This is a genomic window from Arthrobacter sp. AIWTK1 (assembly GCF_056680535.1).
This window is the reverse complement of the sequence record NZ_CM155287.1, coordinates 352,228-368,746: the sequence shown is the minus strand read 5'-3', so window position 1 is coordinate 368,746 and position 16,519 is coordinate 352,228. Positions and strand designations below refer to the sequence as shown.

The following is a 16,519-nucleotide window of genomic DNA, read 5'->3' as shown; positions in this document are numbered from 1 at the left end:
GCCCGCTGGGACTACTGCGCGCTTAGCTGCGCGCGCACAATCGGAATGGACGCCGTCGGGAGTCCGCTCGGGAAAATGGTGGGCTCGGGCGCGCCGACGGGGGCCAGCGGCACCCGGGTAACCTCGTTGCCCACGGTGAACAGCTCGCCGCGGACGTTGACCTCCAGCGGTTCGCCCTCCCGGATGCTCAGGCCGATGGATCCATGGTCCAGCTCCACGAAGAGCAGGCGGCCCTGCACCTTGAGATGGAAGGTCAGGCCCTCCCATTCCACCGGCAGCCTCGGATCGAAGAACGGAACGTCGCCCTGGTCGCGCAGGCCCGCGAAGCCGCTGACCAGCGAACTCCAGACGCCGCCGGTGGAGGCTATGTGCACGCCGTCGATCGTGTTGCCGTGGGTGTCGTCAAGGTCGATGTACAGCGCGTGGGTGAAGTGGTCCAGCGCGGCTTTCCCGTAGCCCACCTCGGCCGCCATGATCCCCTGGACGCAGGCGGACAGGGTGGAGTCTCCCGTGGTGATCGGATCGTAGAAGTCGAACGCGCGCCGCTTCTCCTCAGCCGTGAAGTCCTGCCACTGCAGGAACATCGCCAGCACGGTGTCGGCCTGCTTGAGGACCTGGTGGCGGTAGATCACCAGCGGGTGGAAGTTCAGCAGCAGGGGGTACTTGGATCGGGGCGTGCTCCAGTCCCACGGCTCCAGGGTCATGAAGTCGTTGTCCTGCGAATACACCTCGAGGTCCTCGTCGTACGGCAACTGCATCCGGACGGCGGCCTGCTCCCAGAGTTCGCGTTCGGCGTCGTCGATTTCCGGGTGGTCCAGGGCTGCCGCGGTGCGGAGGTTGAACCGCGCCATGACGTTGGTATAGAGGTTGTCGTTCACCACGGCCGTGTACTCGTCCGGGCCCGTAACGCCGTGGATGTGGAACAGCCCGTCCTTGCCGAAGAAGCCGAGGGACACCCACATCCGGGCGGTTTCGATCAGCAGTTCCGAGCCCATGCCGTGCTTGAAGTCCTCATCGCCGCTGGCCCAGATGTACCTGTTGGTGGCGAAGGCGACGGCGGCTGCGATGTGGAACTGCGCGGTCCCGGCAGCGTAGTAGGCGCTGGCTTCGAGCCCGTTGATGGTGCGCCACGGGAACAGTGCCCCGTCCACGCTCAGTTCCTTGGCCCGGACCTTGGCGTCGGGGAGCATCTCGTGGCGGAACTCGAGGACCTGGCGCGCGTTGTCCGGGCTGGTGTAGGTCAGGTACGGCAGCAGGTACACCTCCTGGTCCCAGAAGTAGTGTCCCTCGTAGCCGGAGCCGCTGACGCCCTTCGCCGGGATGCCGGCAACGTCCGCGCGGGCGGTGGCCTGTGCCAGCTGGAAAAGGTTCCAGCGGATGGCCTGCTGCAGTTCGGGCTGGCCGCCCACCACAATGTCCGTGGTGGCCCAGTAGTCCCGGTAGTGCGCCTCGCTTTCGGCGAAGATCGCGCCGACGGGCTGCAGGGCGTTCTCCGCTGCGTCGGAAGGGTCCTGGGGGGAGCCGCCGTCGATGGTTCCCTCGCGGAAGGCCCGCGCCACGGCGTAGCTGGCGCTCTTTTCGAGGCGGAAGGGCTGATCCGCGCTCACGGCGAGGACGTACCGGACGCTGCTGTCGTCCTGGTCAACCAGGGTCTCGAACGGCTGCACGTCGGCAGAGGTCCAGTGGTCCACGGCCAGGCCGACACGCTGCCGGGACTCGGCTGCTTCCCAGGACAGGCGCAGAGAGCCGTCCCCGCCGTCGAGCCGTACCGGCAGCAGGACGCGGCCGGCGTGCCGTCCGGCCCGGCGCGGATCGTGGGTGGAGTGGTCCTCCACGGGCTGGTCCTGGCGGTTGATCACGGAGGATGTCACATCCGCGTACACGTCCCGGTCCGCAGCGACTTCGAGGCTGATGCCCAGGGTGCCGCGGGACTGGTAGCCCACGGCCCGGCGCTCGGTGGTGGTCACGGTGGCACCGGAACGGCACTGCCAGGTGATCCGGCATTCGTAGATGCCGGTGGCGAAGTCAACGGAGCGCCGGTAGTCCAGCACCGTTGATTCGCTCAGGGTGAGCGTCTCGCCGTCGATGATCACCGTGAAGTTGTTGACGTCCGGGATATAGAGGATCCGCTGGCCCGTGCGGGCGAAGCCGTAGGCGTTTTCCGCGTGCTTGATGTCCCAGGTTTCGTGGAAGCCGTTGATGAAGCTGCCGGGCAGGTCGGCGTCCGCGGAGGCCCAGTGGGCGCCGCGGATGCCGAGATGGCCGTTGCCCAGGCTGAAGAGCGTTTCCAGGGTTCCGGCGTTTCCGGGAAGGTGGACGGTCTCCACGAGCTGCCAGGGGTCGTTGGGGAAACGAGCACGGTCAGAGGTGATGAGTGCCATGGCTGTTGGGGTTCCTTTTGGCGTTGGTGCAGGTTGGGGCGTGTGGGCGGTCTAGAGGAGTTCGTTCAGGTCCTCGACCACCAGGGTGGCGCCGGCGTCCAGCAGCGTCTGCCGGCCGGCTCCCCGGTCCACTCCAATCACGGAATGGAAGGTACCGGCGTTCCCGGCCTGGACGCCGGACACTGCGTCTTCAACCACGACGCATTCGGCGCTGGGGAGGTCCAGCAGTTGCGCTGCGTATTCGTAGGTGGCCGGGCTGGGCTTTCCGGGCAGGCCCGCGGCCGCGGCGACAACGCCGTCCACCACCACCGGGAAGTGGTGCGCCAGTCCCGCCGCGTTCAGCACCGCCGGAGCATTCCGGGAGGAAGAGACGACGGCGACCTTGAGTCCCAGCGTGAGCGCGGCTTCCAGGAAGCGCACGGAGCCTTCGTACGGTGCCACTCCGCCGGCTTCGACGATGTCGTTGAAGACCTTGTTCTTGCGGTTGCCGAGGCCGTGGACCGTGTTGTTGGCCGGGTCGTCGTCCGCCGGGCCCTCGGGCAGCACGATGCTGCGCGAGGCGAGGAAGTCCCGGACGCCGTCGAAGCGTGGCTTGCCGTCGATATGGTCGAAGTAGTCGCTTTCGCGGTAGCCGTCCGCTTCGGGAACGTCCTTCAGGTAGCCGTCGAAGAGCTCCTGCCATGCGCGCTCGTGGACGATCGCCGTGGGCGTAAGCACGCCGTCGAGGTCGAAGAGGATGGCGGACGCGCCGGTCCAGCTTGAGGTGGTGCTGTTGCCGGTGGTGCTGTTGGAAAGCTCAGTCATGCGGTACTCGGTGTCCTTTCAGACGGCGGCAGGGGAAGTGCATGGATACTGCAGGTTTGGTGCGGGCCGGAACAGTCGGGCCCAGGGCCGGGCCGGTGGAGGCGGGCGTCGGCGGCCGGAGCTGGCGTTTGTGCTCAGCGTTTTTCGCTCAGCGTTTCCACTGACCGTTTTCATCAGCGTTTCCGCCGTGTGCTCTTGCGTTCGATCAGTTTGGTTTCCAGTACGTGGCTGGCTGGGGCACTCACCGGCCCCGGACGCTGGAGTCCTTCGATCAGCAGGTTGGCGGCGAAGGCGCCCTGGTCGGCCACTGGCTGGGCGATTGTGCTCAGGCCAAGGAACCAGCTCATCTGATGATCGTCTATTCCTATGATGGACACGTTTTTCGGCGCTGACAAACCGAGCTCCCGCAGGGCCATGAGCGCGCCGAAGGCCGTTTCGTCGCAGCCGGCGAAGATTGCGGACGGCATCCTGCGGTTTTCGATGAGCTCGGTCATGGCCCGGCGGCCGCCTTCGATGCTCGAACCGGCGTCCATCACCAGGTCCGGATCCACGGTCAGGTCGTGCTCCGCAAGGGCCCGCCGGAAACCTTTGAGCCGGTCCGTGGCCGTGGCCACGGTGCGCTCCCCCGGTTCGCGTCCGGAGAGGATGGCCAGGTCCCAGTGCCCCAGGCCGAGCAGGTGGCTGGTGGCCTTCCATGCCGCGTCCTCGTTGTCGATCCCCACGTTGTCCCAGGGAACGTCGTGCATGCCCACGCTCGCGACGGCCAGTCCGGAGGAGGCCAGGGCGTCGATTTCGGTGACGCTGAGTGCAATGTTGAGCAGCAGGACGCCATCCACGCGCTGCGCCAGGGCGTCGAGGTCGCCGAAGACCTTGCGCTGCACGCCGGGAGTGTTGCGCAGGCTGATGAGCACGGTGTCGAAGCCGCTGTCAGCGAAGACTTCCTCAGCCGCCTCCACGGCCTGGGCGAAGAACCATGCCGTGGCCGTGGGCGCGATGATGGCCACGGACCCGGTGGTGCCGCCGGCAAGGCGCGATGCTGCCGGGGACGCTTTGTAACCGAGCTTGGTGGCGGCGTCAGCCACTTTCACCCGGGCCGTTTCCGACACGTTGGGCAGCCCGCGCAGCGCCCGGGAAACAGTACAGATGGACAGCCCCGACAATGCGGCGACGTCCTGGATGGTCACGCGCGGCGCTCTAGCCATGCAACACGGGCTCAACCCTTTCTTCGGCGGAAGTCCTGGGCCCGGTACATGGCCGAAGAAGAGTGTAAGCGCTTACAAATTTAGCGCGCAACTAGTTTTTCCCAAGAGTGCGGATTGTGGCGGGCTTACGGGCGGGAGCGTCCTGTTTGAGGGCCGGCCGTTGTGGCTTAGCTGCGCGGCTCAGCGCAGTACGTAGTGGCGCAGGAAGGCACTAACGTCCGCCATCTCGGCCTTGGAAATCGTATGGCCCATTCCCGGATAGGTCCGTGCAGTCAGCTGCGTGTTCCGGTCCAACCACTCCGCGGTGTGCTCCACGGCGGCTTCATTGATCACCAGGTCGGCCTTGTCCCGGCCCCAAAAGAACGGCGGCCTGCTGTCGAAGGATTCGCTCATCGCCAGCAGTTCGTTGTCCAGGACGAATCCGGACAACCCCACCACAGCCCGGAAGTCGTGCGGCCGCAGCCGCAGCAGCGTGCTGGCCATGGCCATGCCCTGCGAGAATCCCAGCAAACTCACGCTGCTGTGCTGCCCCTTGACTGAGTTGATCCAGTCGAACACCGCGTTGCTGACGGAGATGACGTCGGCGAAGTCATGGGTCAGGAAGTAATCCAGCAGGAACCAGCCGTAGTCGTCACCGATCACTTTGGGCGCGCGCAGGGCCGCGCAGGTGAACTCGGGCGGCAGCTGGCCGAAGAGGTCCGACATCCGCACCTCGTCCGTTCCGTAGCCGTGCATCATCACGAGCAATGGCGTGCCGGCGCGCTGGTTTTCCGGCCGGGACCATACGACTGTTTCCATCGCATCAGCCTAACTTTCGGCGGCGGGCCTCAGCCGGCAGTGATCACCAGCGAGGCGCTGTGTCCGCCGAAGCCGAACGCATTGGAAATACCGGCCTTTGCGGCCAGCCCGCGGGTTGTCTCCGAAACGATGTTGAGGTGGATGTCCGGGTCCGGGTTGTCGAGGTTGAGGGTTCCCGGGACGGCGCCCGCGCGCAGCGCCTGGATGGTGACGATGGCACCGAGCGCCCCGGCCCCGCCCAGCAGGTGCCCGGTGAGGGATTTCGTGGACGTGACAGGGACGGAATGCCCGACGACGGCGCCGATGGCTTCCGCTTCAAGCCGGTCCCCCACCGGGGTGGACGTGGCGTGGGCGTGGACGAAGCCGATGTCGCCGCCGGTGAGGCCGGCTGCGGCAATGGCCTTCTGCAGGACGCGTCGCTGCATGGCGGGGTCGGCCGCCACGATGTCCACGGCGTCGGAAGTGACGGCGGTTCCGGCAATGACCCCGAGCACCTCGGCCCCGCGGGAACGGGCATGGTCTTCGCGTTCAAGGACCACGATCCCGGCACCCTCAGCCATGACAAAGCCGTCGCGATCGCGGTCAAAGGGCCGGGAGGCGGCCTGCGGGCTGTCGTTGCGGGTGGAGAGCGCCCGGATTTGCGAGAACCCGCTGATGGTCAGGCCGTTGATGCAGGAGTCCACTCCGCCGGCGATGACGACGTCGGCGGCGCCGCTCCGGATCAGGTCGGCAGCCTGCGAGATCGCTTCAGCCCCGGAGGCGCAGGCGCTGACGGGGGTCCGTGCCCCGCCGCGGGCTCCCATGTCGATGGATACCCAGGCCGCGGGACCGTTGACCATGATCCGGGTGAGGGTGTGCGGCGAAACCCGGCGCGGTCCCTTGGCGTCCAGGGTCCGGGCCTGCTCCAGGGTGGTGTCCAGGCCTCCGTAGCCGGAGCCGATCACCACGGCGAGCCGTTCCGGGTCGGTTTCCGGCCGGCCGGCGTGCGCCCAGGCTTCGCGGGCGGCGATGAGGGCCAGATGGCCGCAACGGTCCATCCTCTTGTATTCCAAGGTGGAGAGCAGCGACGGGACGTCCGCGGTAACGCGTCCCGCGATGCGCACAGGTAGCCCGGCAACCCAGTCGTCGTCGAGGGGCACGATTCCGGAGCGGCCTGCCAGGAGCGAGTCCCACGTTTCGCCGGCGGTTGAGCCGACGGGAGTCACTGCTCCCAGGCCGGTGACTACAACCGCGGGGAATGGTTCAGACATGGGTAACACTGCTCCTGGGATTTGTTGACGCCGGATCCGGTGACGCTGCGTTCATCGCGGACGCACTCCTCCGGCTGACCGGAGAATGCGTGCGCAATCCACAGTACGCGGGGCACGCCTCCGGCTGCCGGGTGTTACTTCGGGGGCCGGCAGCAGCACCGCCGGAACCCGGCCGTCAGCTCTAAGGAGACGACCTCCGCGGAAGGGCACGTTCCCCGCGCGGAATCGCCCAGAATAACGACTCGGACACGGCCACGGTGCGCGGCGTCCGCTTCATTGAAACAGCCGTGGGTGGGCTGTAGCGTGTCGCTAGACAGCATGCTGATCAAGTTTTGCCCGCAAGTCCCCCGGACAGCTAGGAGCAAGTCATGAGAATCGGTTCCTCCATTTTCCTTATCGCCCTCGGTGCCATCCTGGCGTGGGCCATCACCCCGGGCCTGATCCCGAACGTGGACCAGACCCTGATCGGCTACATCCTGATGGCCGTTGGCGTCATCGGCCTGATCGCCTCGCTGGTCCTGGCGTCGCCGGGGCGCACCCGGCGGGTGAGTGAAACCAGGTCAGTGGTGGACCCGAACACGGGCGAGCGCATTGTCCGCAACGAGAGCCGGGACGGCAGCCTCTAGCCATGACCCTCCGGCCGCCGTTGACGAAGGCCAGCGGTAATCCGCAACTGAACATCCCGGAAGCCGGGCCAGACCACCACGGTCCGGCCCGGCTTCCGGCGTTCACGGGAGCAATTATCTTTGTTCGTGTTGTTTTCATTGACAAACCAACAAGAACAAAGATAAAGTCAAACAATTCAACATCATGTGATGGCAGTCACTGACGCCAATCACTGACGCTAGTAACTGAAGCTTCGTCCTTGCAGGACCCGCAGTATTTACGCAATGGAGGGTAAGTGTTCGCCGAGGAGCGCCAGCAGCTGATCGCAGGTCTAGTCGCCGAGAGCGGCCGCGCCAGCGTCACCGCCCTTGCCGAGCGCTTCAACATCACCACCGAAACCGTCCGGCGGGACCTTGCCGCCCTCGAATCAGCCGGAAGCGTGCGCCGGGTCCATGGCGGCGCCGTCGCCCCGGACCGCATCAGCACCACCGAGGAAAGCATCCTTGAGCGGACCATCCAGCGGCAGCCGGAGAAACTGCGCATCGCCGAGGCCGCCCTGGCGTTCATCCCGCAAAGCCCGGCCGGCAGCATCCTGGTGGACGCGGGCTCAACCACGGAGGCCCTGGCGGACCTGATCGCCCTGCGCCTCGCCGATCCCGCCGCTTCCCCGTCCGCCGGTTCGGAGAATGAACTGGTGGTCATCACGCATGCGATCCCCATCGCGGCGAAACTCGCCGGCGAACCGGGCATCGCACTCCACCTCCTGGGCGGCAGGGTCCGCGGCCTCACCCAGGCTGCCGTGGGGCAGTCCACCGTGGACGCAGCCCACCGGATCCGTCCGGACATCGCCTTCATCGGCGCCAATGGAATCCACTCCGCCTTCGGGCTCAGCACGCCCGATCCTGAAGAAGCCGCCGTCAAGGCTGCCTTCGTCCAATCGGCACGCCGCATTGTGGTGCTGGCCGATTCGTCCAAGCTGGATGCGGAAACGCTGGTCCAGTTCGCCTCGTTGAAAGATCTGGACACCTTGATTACAGACAGTGAACCCAGCCCGGAACTCGCAGCGGCGCTTGCTGACGCCGGCGTGGACGTGGTGATCGCATGATTGTCACCCTCACCGCGAACCCCAGCCTTGACCGCACAGTCAGCCTCCCCTCGCCCCTGCTGCGCGGGGAAGTGCAGCGGGCCATCTCCGTCCGCCAGGAATCCGGGGGCAAAGGCGTCAACGTCTCCCGCGCTTTGGTGGCCTCCGGGCTGGAAACAGTGGCGGTCCTCCCGGGGGGCGACTCCGATCCCGTGCTTGCGGGGCTTCGTGACAGCGGCGTTCCCTTCGCCGCCCTCCCCATCCACGAGCCGTTGCGTACCAATGTGGCGTTGACGGAGCCGGATGGCGTCACCACCAAGATCAACGAACCCGGCCCGGTGCTGAGCGAAGACCAGCAGGAAGCCCTGATCGGGCTGCTGCTGGAACGTTCCCGCGGCGCCAGCTGGGTTGTCCTGGCCGGCTCGCTCCCACCCGGGGTTCCGGCTGACTTCTACGCCACCGTGACCCGGCGGCTTCGCTCCACCCACGACGGCAACGGCACAGGACAGACTGCCCCGCGCATCGCCGTCGACTCGTCCGGCGCTCCCCTCGCCGCCGCCCTCTCGGGCGGTGCGTCGGGAATGCCGGACCTCCTCAAGCCCAACGCCGAAGAACTGGCTGAACTGGCTGCCGCAGCCGGTTTCGCCACGGCGTCCACCGCTGACGAACTGGAAGCGGATCCGGAGGCTGCCGCGGCAGCCGCCGCCGCCGTCGTGCGTTCCGGTGTAGGTGCCGTGCTGGCAACGCTCGGTTCCAAGGGTGCGGTACTTGTGACATCCGACGGCGCGTGGCTGGCCACGCACCCGCCGGTCAAAGCGGTCAGCACGGTCGGCGCGGGAGATTCCTCCCTGGCCGGCTACCTGCTCGCCTCCAGCCAGGGCGCCGCCCCGGCCGACTGCCTCCGTCAGGCCGTGGCACATGGTGCCGCTGCCGCCTCCCTGCCGGGCTCCACAGTTCCGGCGGTCCACCAAACCACCCCTGATGCCGTAACCATCACGGCCCTCCGGAAGGACTGACAGTGACTCAGCTCATTACTACTGATCTGGTCGAGCTAGACCAGAACCTGGGCAATTCGCCCGAGGACGTGATCCGCCATCTGGCCGGCAGGGTTGCCGCCACCGGACGCGCCACCGAGGCGGAAGGCCTCTTCACGGACGCCTTTGCCCGTGAGTCCAAAACCGCCACCGGCGTTCCCGGCGGAATTGCCATTCCGCACTGCCGCTCCACCGCGGTGACGGTGCCCACCCTGGCCATGGCCCGGCTCTCACAGCCTGTGGACTTCGGCGCCAAGGACGGCCCGGCGGACCTCATCTTCTTCATCGCAGCCCCCGAAGGCGCGGACCAGGAGCACTTGAAGCTCCTGTCCAAGCTGGCCCGCTCGCTGATCAAGAAGGACTTCACTGCGGCGCTCCGCGCAGCCACCACGCAGGCCGACATTGTTGAACTGGTGGAGGGCGCCCTGGCCGACAAGCCTGCGGCCGCCGCAGAACCCGCAACAGCGACCGCAGCCGCACCGTCCGCCGGTGCCGCCGCCGGTGCCGCTGCTGGTGCCGGTGGCAGGGGCCCCAAGCGCCTCGTGGCCGTGACGGCCTGCCCCACGGGCATCGCCCACACCTACATGGCAGCCGACTCCCTCGTTGCGGCAGCCAAGGAAGTCGGCGTGGACCTGCAGGTGGAAACCCAGGGTTCCTCCGGCGCCAAACCGCTGGACCCCGCGGTGATCGCAGCCGCCGATGCCGTGATTTTCGCGGTGGACGTGGATGTCCGCGGCAAGGAGCGCTTCGCCGGCATGCCGGTGATCAACGCTCCGGTCAAGCGCGGCATCGACGAGCCGGACAAGATGGTCCAGGAGGCATTGGCCGCCGCGGACAATCCCAACGCCCGGCGGGTCCCGCATTACGGCGCTGAAGAGCAGGCTGAAGCAGAGGCCAGCGAAAAGGGCGAGCACATCGGCCAGAAGCTGAAGAAGGCGCTCCTCACGGGCGTCAGCTACATGATCCCATTTGTGGCCGGTGGCGGTCTCCTGATCGCCCTGGGCTTCCTGATGGGCGGTTACCTGATCACCCAGTTCGCCGACGCCATCGTGGTGGACAACAGCATCTTCAACCTGCCCACCGAATACCCTGAAAACGCCTGGGGTCCGCTCGGCGCCTACATCGGTGCCGTGCTCTTCAAGATCGGTGCCCTGTCTCTCGGCTTCCTGGTCCCTGCCTTGGCCGGCTACATCGCCTACGGCATCGCCGACCGCCCGGGCATCGCACCAGGCTTCGTGGCAGGCGCCGTGGCAGGGTTCATGGGTGCAGGCTTCCTGGGCGGCATCGTGGGCGGCCTCCTGGCCGGTTACATCGCCCATTCCATCGGCAGGATCCAGGTGGCCCGCTGGCTGCGCGGCCTGATGCCCGTGGTGATCATTCCGCTGGTGGCTTCCCTGGTGGCTTCCGGCCTGATGTTCCTGATCCTGGGCGCCCCGATCGTTGCCATCACCAAGGGCCTGAACGGTTGGCTCTCCGGCCTCACCGGTGCCAGCGCCATCGCACTGGGCGTCATCCTGGGCCTCATGATGTGCTTCGACCTCGGCGGCCCGGTCAACAAGGTTGCCTACTCCTTCGCCGTCGCCGGCCTGGGTGCCGCAACCCTGGACAACCAGGCACCGTGGCAGATCATGGCAGCCGTCATGGCCTCGGGCATGGTTCCGCCACTGGCCATGGCCCTCGCCTCCACCGTCCTGGACAAGAAGCGCTTCAGCCTGGCCGAGCGTGAAAACGGCAAGGCCGCCTGGCTGCTGGGAGCGTCCTTCATCTCCGAAGGCGCCATCCCGTTCGCCGCGGCCGACCCGCTCCGTGTGATCCCGGCCAGCATGCTCGGCGGAGCCGTGACCGGCGCCATCTCCATGGCAGCGGGCGTAGGCTCGAAGGCCCCGCACGGCGGAATCTTCGTCTTCTTCGCCATCGACAACTTCGTGATGTTTGTTGTCTCGATCCTCGTCGGCACCATCGTCACCGCCCTGGCAGTGATCGCACTCAAGCGCTGGGCCGTCCGCAAGACCGTTGATACCGTGGAGCCGGTTCCAGTAACTGTCTGACCCGGTTCGGAAGACTTCCGAACCACCTGTCTCGACCTGATATCCAAGGAGCACACATGTTTGAACGCACCGCCACCATCGCCAGCCGCGTGGGCCTGCACGCCCGCCCCGCCGCCATCTTTGCCGAGGCAGCCGGCGAATACCCGCACGAGATCACCATTGCCCGCCAGGGCGAACCGGCCGACGAGGCCATGGACGCCGCGAGCATCCTGTCCCTCATGAGCCTGGGTGCATCGCACGGCGACGTTGTGGTCCTCCGCGCCGAGGGCGACGGCGCCGACACCGCCCTGGACCACCTGGTCCAGATCCTGGAAACCGATCACGACGCCGAGTAGCGGCACGGCGGACTAGTACAGCCCGCCTCCGGTACCAGCAGTCAGCGGCCGGCCCGCTGCGCCACGATAAGTCCCGTCTTCCGGGCACGCGGCGCGCGGCCCGGCCGCTGCCTTTAACTCCCGGCTTTTGACTCCCTGCCGGCTGAACTAAGCAGCCTTAGTAAATCCTTGTGTTTGCCTGGCGGCCCGATTAGCGTGGCATTGTGGCGACACGCCGCTCAACACGCCCGCAATCGGGGGCACGTCCCGGGCTGAAAGAGGATGAAAAGTGGCTACTCTGCAGGAAACCATCGAGGTGGATGTTCCCGTGTCCACCGCCTACAACCAATGGACGCAGTTCGAGTCCTTTCCGGAGTTCATGCGGGGCGTGGAGTCCGTTGAGCAGATCGACGAGACGTCCCTGCATTTCCGGACGGACATCGGTGGAGTCAGGCGTGAATACAGCGCCCAGATCACTGAGCAGCTGCCGGACCGGCGCATCGCCTGGGTCAGCACGGACAAGCCGCGCAACGCCGGGGAGGTCTCCTTCGAACCCCTCGGGCCGGACCACACCCGGGTCACCGTAGCGCTGGAATGGGAGCCCGAGGGGCTGGTGGAGAAAGCCGGCTCCGCAGTGGGCGCCGACAGCCACCAGGTCAGCGCCGACCTGAAGCGGTTCAAGCAGTTCATCGAGGCACGCGGTATTGAAACGGGCGCCTGGCGCTCTGCCGTGGACAACGGAGAAGTCGAGGAAACCGAGGAAGAGGCCGGCTTCGCGGCGAACGCACCTGCGCACCACGCGCACGAGGCCGCCCCACTCGCAGCCCACGCGCAGCCGCCGCACACACCGGCCCCTTCGCCGCAGCGCCCGGCAGGGGTGGCCCCTTTCATTGACGACGCTGAACCATCGGATCCGGCCGGCCATGCCTGAGAAAAAGAACCCCGGCCTCAAGGACCCGGAGCTGTACGAAGAACTCCGTGAAGACGGCGCCTCCAAGCAGAAGGCGGCCCGGATTTCCAACGCCGCCGCCAATAAAGGGCGCTCCGCAGTGGGCCGCAAGGGCGGCAAGGTCGGCGACTACGAAGACTGGACGGTGGCCCAGCTCAAGGAGCGCGCCAAGGAAATCGGGCTCACCGGCTACTCCTCCAAGAAGAAAAGCGAGCTCATTTCAGCGCTCAGAAACTCCTGACCGGCAGCAATGGGTAACCGCGGGTCAGGCCCCCTTACGCCGGCTCTTCGCCGGTTCTTTGGCTTCCGGTTTGGCTGCAGCGGCCTTGCTTGCCGTTCCGGCAGCGGCCTTGCCTGCCGTTCCGGCGGCCGCTTTGCCTGCCGTTCCGGCGGAGGCCTTGCGTGCCGTTCCGGCGGAGGCCTTGCGTGCCGTTCCGGCGGAGGCCTTTTCAGCAGCCTTGGCGGGAGCCTTGGCGCGGGTCGCCTTCGCCGGAGCTTCCGCGGTGTCGTCGGCCGTTGCCGCGTCGCCGCTGCCGCCTCCCCGCTTCTTTTCCAGGCTGCGCTTGAGGGCTTCCATCAGGTCGATCACTTCCCCGCTGCCCGCTTCGGCGGCCTCGGCACCGAACGTCTGTTCCGTGTCCAGGGACTCGCCCTGCTCGATCTTGGCGTCGATGAGCTTGCGGAGCTGCACCTGGTAGTCGTCCGTGAACTGGCCCGGTTCAAAGTCCCCGGCCATGGAGTCCACCAGGGCCGCGGACATCTCGCGTTCCTGGGCGGAGATGCGGACGGACGTTTCCAGGGCGGGGAACGCCGCTTCCCGCACTTCGTCCGCCCACAGCAGGGACTGCAGCACCAGGACATCATCCCGGATCCGCAGGGCGCCCAGCCGGGTCTTCTCGCGGAGGGCGAACTGCACCACGGCCACCCGGTCAGTGTCCTCCAGTGCACGGCGGAGCAGCACATAGGCCTTGGGCGATTTGGAGTCGGGTTCGAGGTAGTAGCTCTTCTCGAACATGATGGGGTCGAGCTGCTCGGACGGGACAAACTGCACCACTTCAATCTCGTGGCTGCTCTCCGCGGGGATGGCCTTGAGTTCGTCGCGGGTGAGGATCACCGTGCGGCCGTCCTCCTCGTAGGCTTTGTCGATGTCCGCGTAGTCCACGATCTCGCCGCATACCTCACAGCGGCGCTGGTAGCGGATGCGGCCGCCGTCTGCGTTGTGGACCTGGTGGAGTCCGATGTCGTGGTCCTCGGTGGCGCTGTAGACCTTGACCGGCACGTTGACCAGCCCAAATGCGATAGCGCCTTTCCAGATGGCTCTCATGGATCAAGTGAACCCCAGAGTTGCCCGGAGGTGAAGACCTTTGGCAGGCAGTAGGGAACGTGTCCGGGTCCAGGGCCGCGAACTGGTGGTCACCAACCTGGACAAGGTGATGTACCCGGAGACGGGAACCACCAAGGCGGATGTCTTGGCGTACTACGCCGCGGTCGCCCCAGTGCTGATCCCCGCCGCCGCGAACCGGCCGGCCACGCGCAAGCGCTGGGTCAACGGCGTGGGAACCGCGGAGGCGCCGGGCCAGATGTTCTTCCAGAAGAATCTGGAGGAATCCACCCCGGGCTGGATTCCACGTGCCTCCATCCGCCACAAGGAGCGCAGCAACCAGTACCCCCTGGTCAACGACGCCGCCACGCTGACCTGGCTGGCCCAGATGGGTTCGCTTGAAATCCACGTCCCCCAGTGGCGCGTGGACCCGCACGGGAATCCCATGAACCCCGACCGCCTGGTGCTGGACCTGGATCCCGGCGAGGGAGCCGGCCTGGCGGAGTGCGTCGAAGTGGCCCGGCTTGCCCGCGCCATCCTGAAGGACGTTGGCCTGGATCCCGTTCCGGTGACCAGCGGCAGCAAGGGCATCCACCTCTATGCCGGGCTCGATGGCACGCAGAGCTCAGACCAGATCTCCGAATTCGCCCACGAACTTGCCCGCGCCCTGGAAGCCGACCACCCGGACCTTGCCGTCAGCGACATGAAGAAGACCCTCCGCACGGGCAAGGTTCTGGTGGACTGGAGCCAGAACAACGCGGCCAAGACCACCATCGTCCCGTACTCCCTCCGCGGCCGGCTCCGTCCGACGGTGGCCGCGCCAAGGACCTGGCGTGAACTGTCCTCCCCCACGCTGAAGCAGCTGGACTACCGGGAGGTCATGCGGCGGGTCAAGGACGGAAAGGATCCGTTCGCGGTGGTTTCCCGTGGCGGCGGACACGTTGAAGGCCATCCCGACGGCGGCAGTCCCGGCGGTGCCAGTCCCGATAGCGGGTCCGGGCACCGCGGCAGCGCAACGGCCGACGGCGGCAGCACGGACCCGAGGCTGGAAAAGTACCGCTCCATGCGGGATCCGGAAGGGACCCCGGAGCCGTTCAGCGCCGACCGGCACCGGGCCGACCCCGGCGCGGGCACCATCAGGGAGCGGTTCGTCATCCAGGAGCACCACGCCAGCCGGCTGCATTACGACTTCCGGCTGGAGCGGGACGGCGTCCTGGTCTCCTGGGCGCTGCCGAAGGGCGTACCCACCTCCGGCGGGCAGAACCACCTGGCGGTCCAGACCGAGGACCACCCCATGGACTACCTCGATTTCGAAGGCACCATCCCCAAAGGCCAGTACGGCGCCGGAACCGTCACCGTCTGGGACCACGGCTACTACGAATGTGACAAATGGATCGCGGGCAAGGAAGTCATCGCCACCCTCACGGGGGCTGACGGCGGCGGGCTCGGCGGTACCCGGAAGTTCGCGCTGATCAGGACCGGCCGGGACAGCGACGCGTCAAAGTCGCCAGAGCAGGCCCAGTGGCTGATCCATCTGATGGACCGCAGGGGGCACGGGGCTCCGGCAGCCGCAGGTGCCGCTTCAGCAACCGGCGCCCCGGCAGAGCCAAAGGAAAAGGAGGGGCCGCCGCCCGCTTCCGCCCGCACCTCCCACGGCGGCTCCGCCGCCAGCTCTGCTGAGGCGCCGCCGCCGGCGCCTTCTGCCTTGCCTGACTTCACGCCAATGCTCGCCAGCGCCGGGACCCCGGCCGATCTTCGCGGCATGGACTGGCACTTCGAACTGAAATGGGACGGCATCCGTGCCCTGATCATTGGAGACGCCGACAGGATCCGCCTCATCAGCCGCAACGGCAATGACATGTCCGCAAGCTACCCCGAACTGACTGACCGCGCCTGCTGGCCGGAGCAGAGCTTCACCGCCGACGGCGAGATCATCGCCGTCGGCCCTTCCGGGAGGCCTGATTTCGGACTGCTGCAGACACGGATGAAGCTGACCAAAGCGGCCGACGTCACCAAAGCGCGGGCTGCGACGCCGGTCCGGCTGATGGTGTTCGACCTGCTGTCCGACGCCGGAGAGGATCTCCGCCGGCTGCCGCTCCGCAAGCGCCGGGAGCGTTTGGAGCGGCTGGTTTGGCCGGACGGCTGCCCCGTGCACCTGTCCGAAGTCCTGGACCACGAGGTGGAGCACATCCTGGAAAGCGCACGGGAACTGGGGCTTGAGGGGATCATGGCCAAGCGCCTTGACGGCCGCTATGTCAGCGGCGAGCGCACCAGATCCTGGCTGAAGCTCAAGTTCGAGCGCACCCAGGAAGTGGTGGTGGGCGGCTGGCGCCCCGGCAAGGGGTCCCGGCAGGGAGCGGTGGGGTCCCTGCTGGTGGGCATCCCCGACGGCGCCAAACTGCGCTATGTGGGACGCGTGGGCAGCGGATTCAGCGACCGGGAGCTGAAGGAGCTGCGGCTGCAGGTGGACACACTCGCCAGGAAGACCTCCCCTTTCGCCGAAGTTCCGGCCGCGGACGCCTCCGACGCGCACTGGGTCACGCCCCGGATGGTGGGTGAAGTGACTTACGGGGAATGGACCGGCGGCGGGAAGCTCCGGCACCCGGTGTGGCGCGGCTGGCGCCTGGACAAGAACGCCGACGACGTCGTGGCGGAGTCCGGCTGATCCGTCACCGCGGGACGCCACGGAAATGCCCCGGTGCCCGCCTGTTGCAGGCGGGCACCGGGG

Annotated in this window: 14 protein-coding genes; 8 read left to right on the top strand and 6 right to left on the bottom strand. The window is 67.1% G+C overall.

What is annotated here, in order from left to right; all coding sequences use genetic code 11:
* Positions 1-11: 11 nt before the first annotated feature.
* From AC1MDG_RS01785 to AC1MDG_RS01765, 5 genes are all read right to left on the bottom strand, one after another.
* Positions 12-2,381 (bottom strand): glycoside hydrolase family 65 protein, encoded by a 2,370-nt coding sequence (locus AC1MDG_RS01785; RefSeq protein ID WP_479807128.1) that lies wholly within the window; start codon positions 2,379-2,381, stop codon positions 12-14.
* Positions 2,382-2,432: 51 nt separating this feature from the next.
* A complete protein-coding gene (locus AC1MDG_RS01780) occupies positions 2,433-3,185 on the bottom strand; it encodes an HAD family hydrolase (RefSeq protein WP_479807127.1) in 753 nt (250 codons plus the stop codon).
* Positions 3,186-3,358: 173 nt separating this feature from the next.
* Positions 3,359-4,369, bottom strand: coding sequence for a LacI family DNA-binding transcriptional regulator (locus tag AC1MDG_RS01775; protein WP_479807125.1), 1,011 nt, complete (start codon positions 4,367-4,369; stop codon positions 3,359-3,361).
* A 198-nt stretch (positions 4,370-4,567) separates the two neighbouring features.
* Positions 4,568-5,185, bottom strand: coding sequence for an alpha/beta hydrolase (locus AC1MDG_RS01770; protein ID WP_043477258.1), 618 nt, complete (start codon positions 5,183-5,185; stop codon positions 4,568-4,570).
* Between the two features lie 29 nt (positions 5,186-5,214).
* The gene (locus AC1MDG_RS01765) at positions 5,215-6,435 is read right to left on the bottom strand and encodes a beta-ketoacyl-[acyl-carrier-protein] synthase family protein (protein WP_479807123.1); all 1,221 of its coding nucleotides are present in this window, start codon (positions 6,433-6,435) and stop codon (positions 5,215-5,217) included.
* Between the two features lie 368 nt (positions 6,436-6,803).
* Here AC1MDG_RS01765 and AC1MDG_RS01760 point away from each other — a divergent pair, with 368 nt between their 5' ends.
* The 7 genes from AC1MDG_RS01760 to AC1MDG_RS01730 all read left to right on the top strand — a co-directional run bounded on the left by AC1MDG_RS01760 (position 6,804) and on the right by AC1MDG_RS01730 (position 12,711).
* A complete protein-coding gene (locus AC1MDG_RS01760; RefSeq protein ID WP_043477252.1) occupies positions 6,804-7,061 on the top strand; it encodes a DUF6458 family protein in 258 nt (85 codons plus the stop codon).
* A 275-nt stretch (positions 7,062-7,336) separates the two neighbouring features.
* On the top strand, positions 7,337-8,146 hold the full coding sequence (locus AC1MDG_RS01755; RefSeq protein WP_479807121.1) for a DeoR/GlpR family DNA-binding transcription regulator: 810 nt from the start codon (positions 7,337-7,339) through the stop codon (positions 8,144-8,146).
* On the top strand, positions 8,143-9,141 hold the full coding sequence (locus AC1MDG_RS01750; protein ID WP_479807119.1) for a 1-phosphofructokinase family hexose kinase: 999 nt from the start codon (positions 8,143-8,145) through the stop codon (positions 9,139-9,141). Before AC1MDG_RS01755 ends, AC1MDG_RS01750 begins: the two co-directional genes overlap by 4 nt.
* Before the next feature lie 2 nt (positions 9,142-9,143).
* Positions 9,144-11,207, top strand: coding sequence for a PTS fructose transporter subunit IIABC (locus AC1MDG_RS01745; protein ID WP_479807117.1), 2,064 nt, complete (start codon positions 9,144-9,146; stop codon positions 11,205-11,207).
* Positions 11,208-11,263: 56 nt separating this feature from the next.
* A complete protein-coding gene (locus tag AC1MDG_RS01740) occupies positions 11,264-11,542 on the top strand; it encodes an HPr family phosphocarrier protein (RefSeq protein ID WP_028270626.1) in 279 nt (92 codons plus the stop codon).
* Between the two features lie 268 nt (positions 11,543-11,810).
* Complete coding sequence (locus AC1MDG_RS01735; protein ID WP_479807116.1) at positions 11,811-12,452, top strand: SRPBCC family protein; 642 nt, start codon at positions 11,811-11,813, stop codon at positions 12,450-12,452.
* Positions 12,445-12,711, top strand: a complete 267-nt coding sequence (locus AC1MDG_RS01730) for a DUF7218 family protein (RefSeq protein ID WP_479807114.1) — start codon at positions 12,445-12,447, stop codon at positions 12,709-12,711. The genes AC1MDG_RS01735 and AC1MDG_RS01730 overlap by 8 nt, the downstream gene beginning before the upstream one ends.
* Before the next feature lie 24 nt (positions 12,712-12,735).
* On the opposite strand, the gene ku is transcribed toward AC1MDG_RS01730, so the two are convergent.
* A complete protein-coding gene (gene ku, locus AC1MDG_RS01725; RefSeq protein WP_479807112.1) occupies positions 12,736-13,794 on the bottom strand; it encodes a non-homologous end joining protein Ku in 1,059 nt (352 codons plus the stop codon).
* A gap of 40 nt (positions 13,795-13,834) precedes the next feature.
* Here ku and AC1MDG_RS01720 point away from each other — a divergent pair, with 40 nt between their 5' ends.
* A complete protein-coding gene (locus tag AC1MDG_RS01720) occupies positions 13,835-16,456 on the top strand; it encodes an ATP-dependent DNA ligase (protein ID WP_479807110.1) in 2,622 nt (873 codons plus the stop codon).
* Positions 16,457-16,519 lie beyond the last annotated feature (63 nt).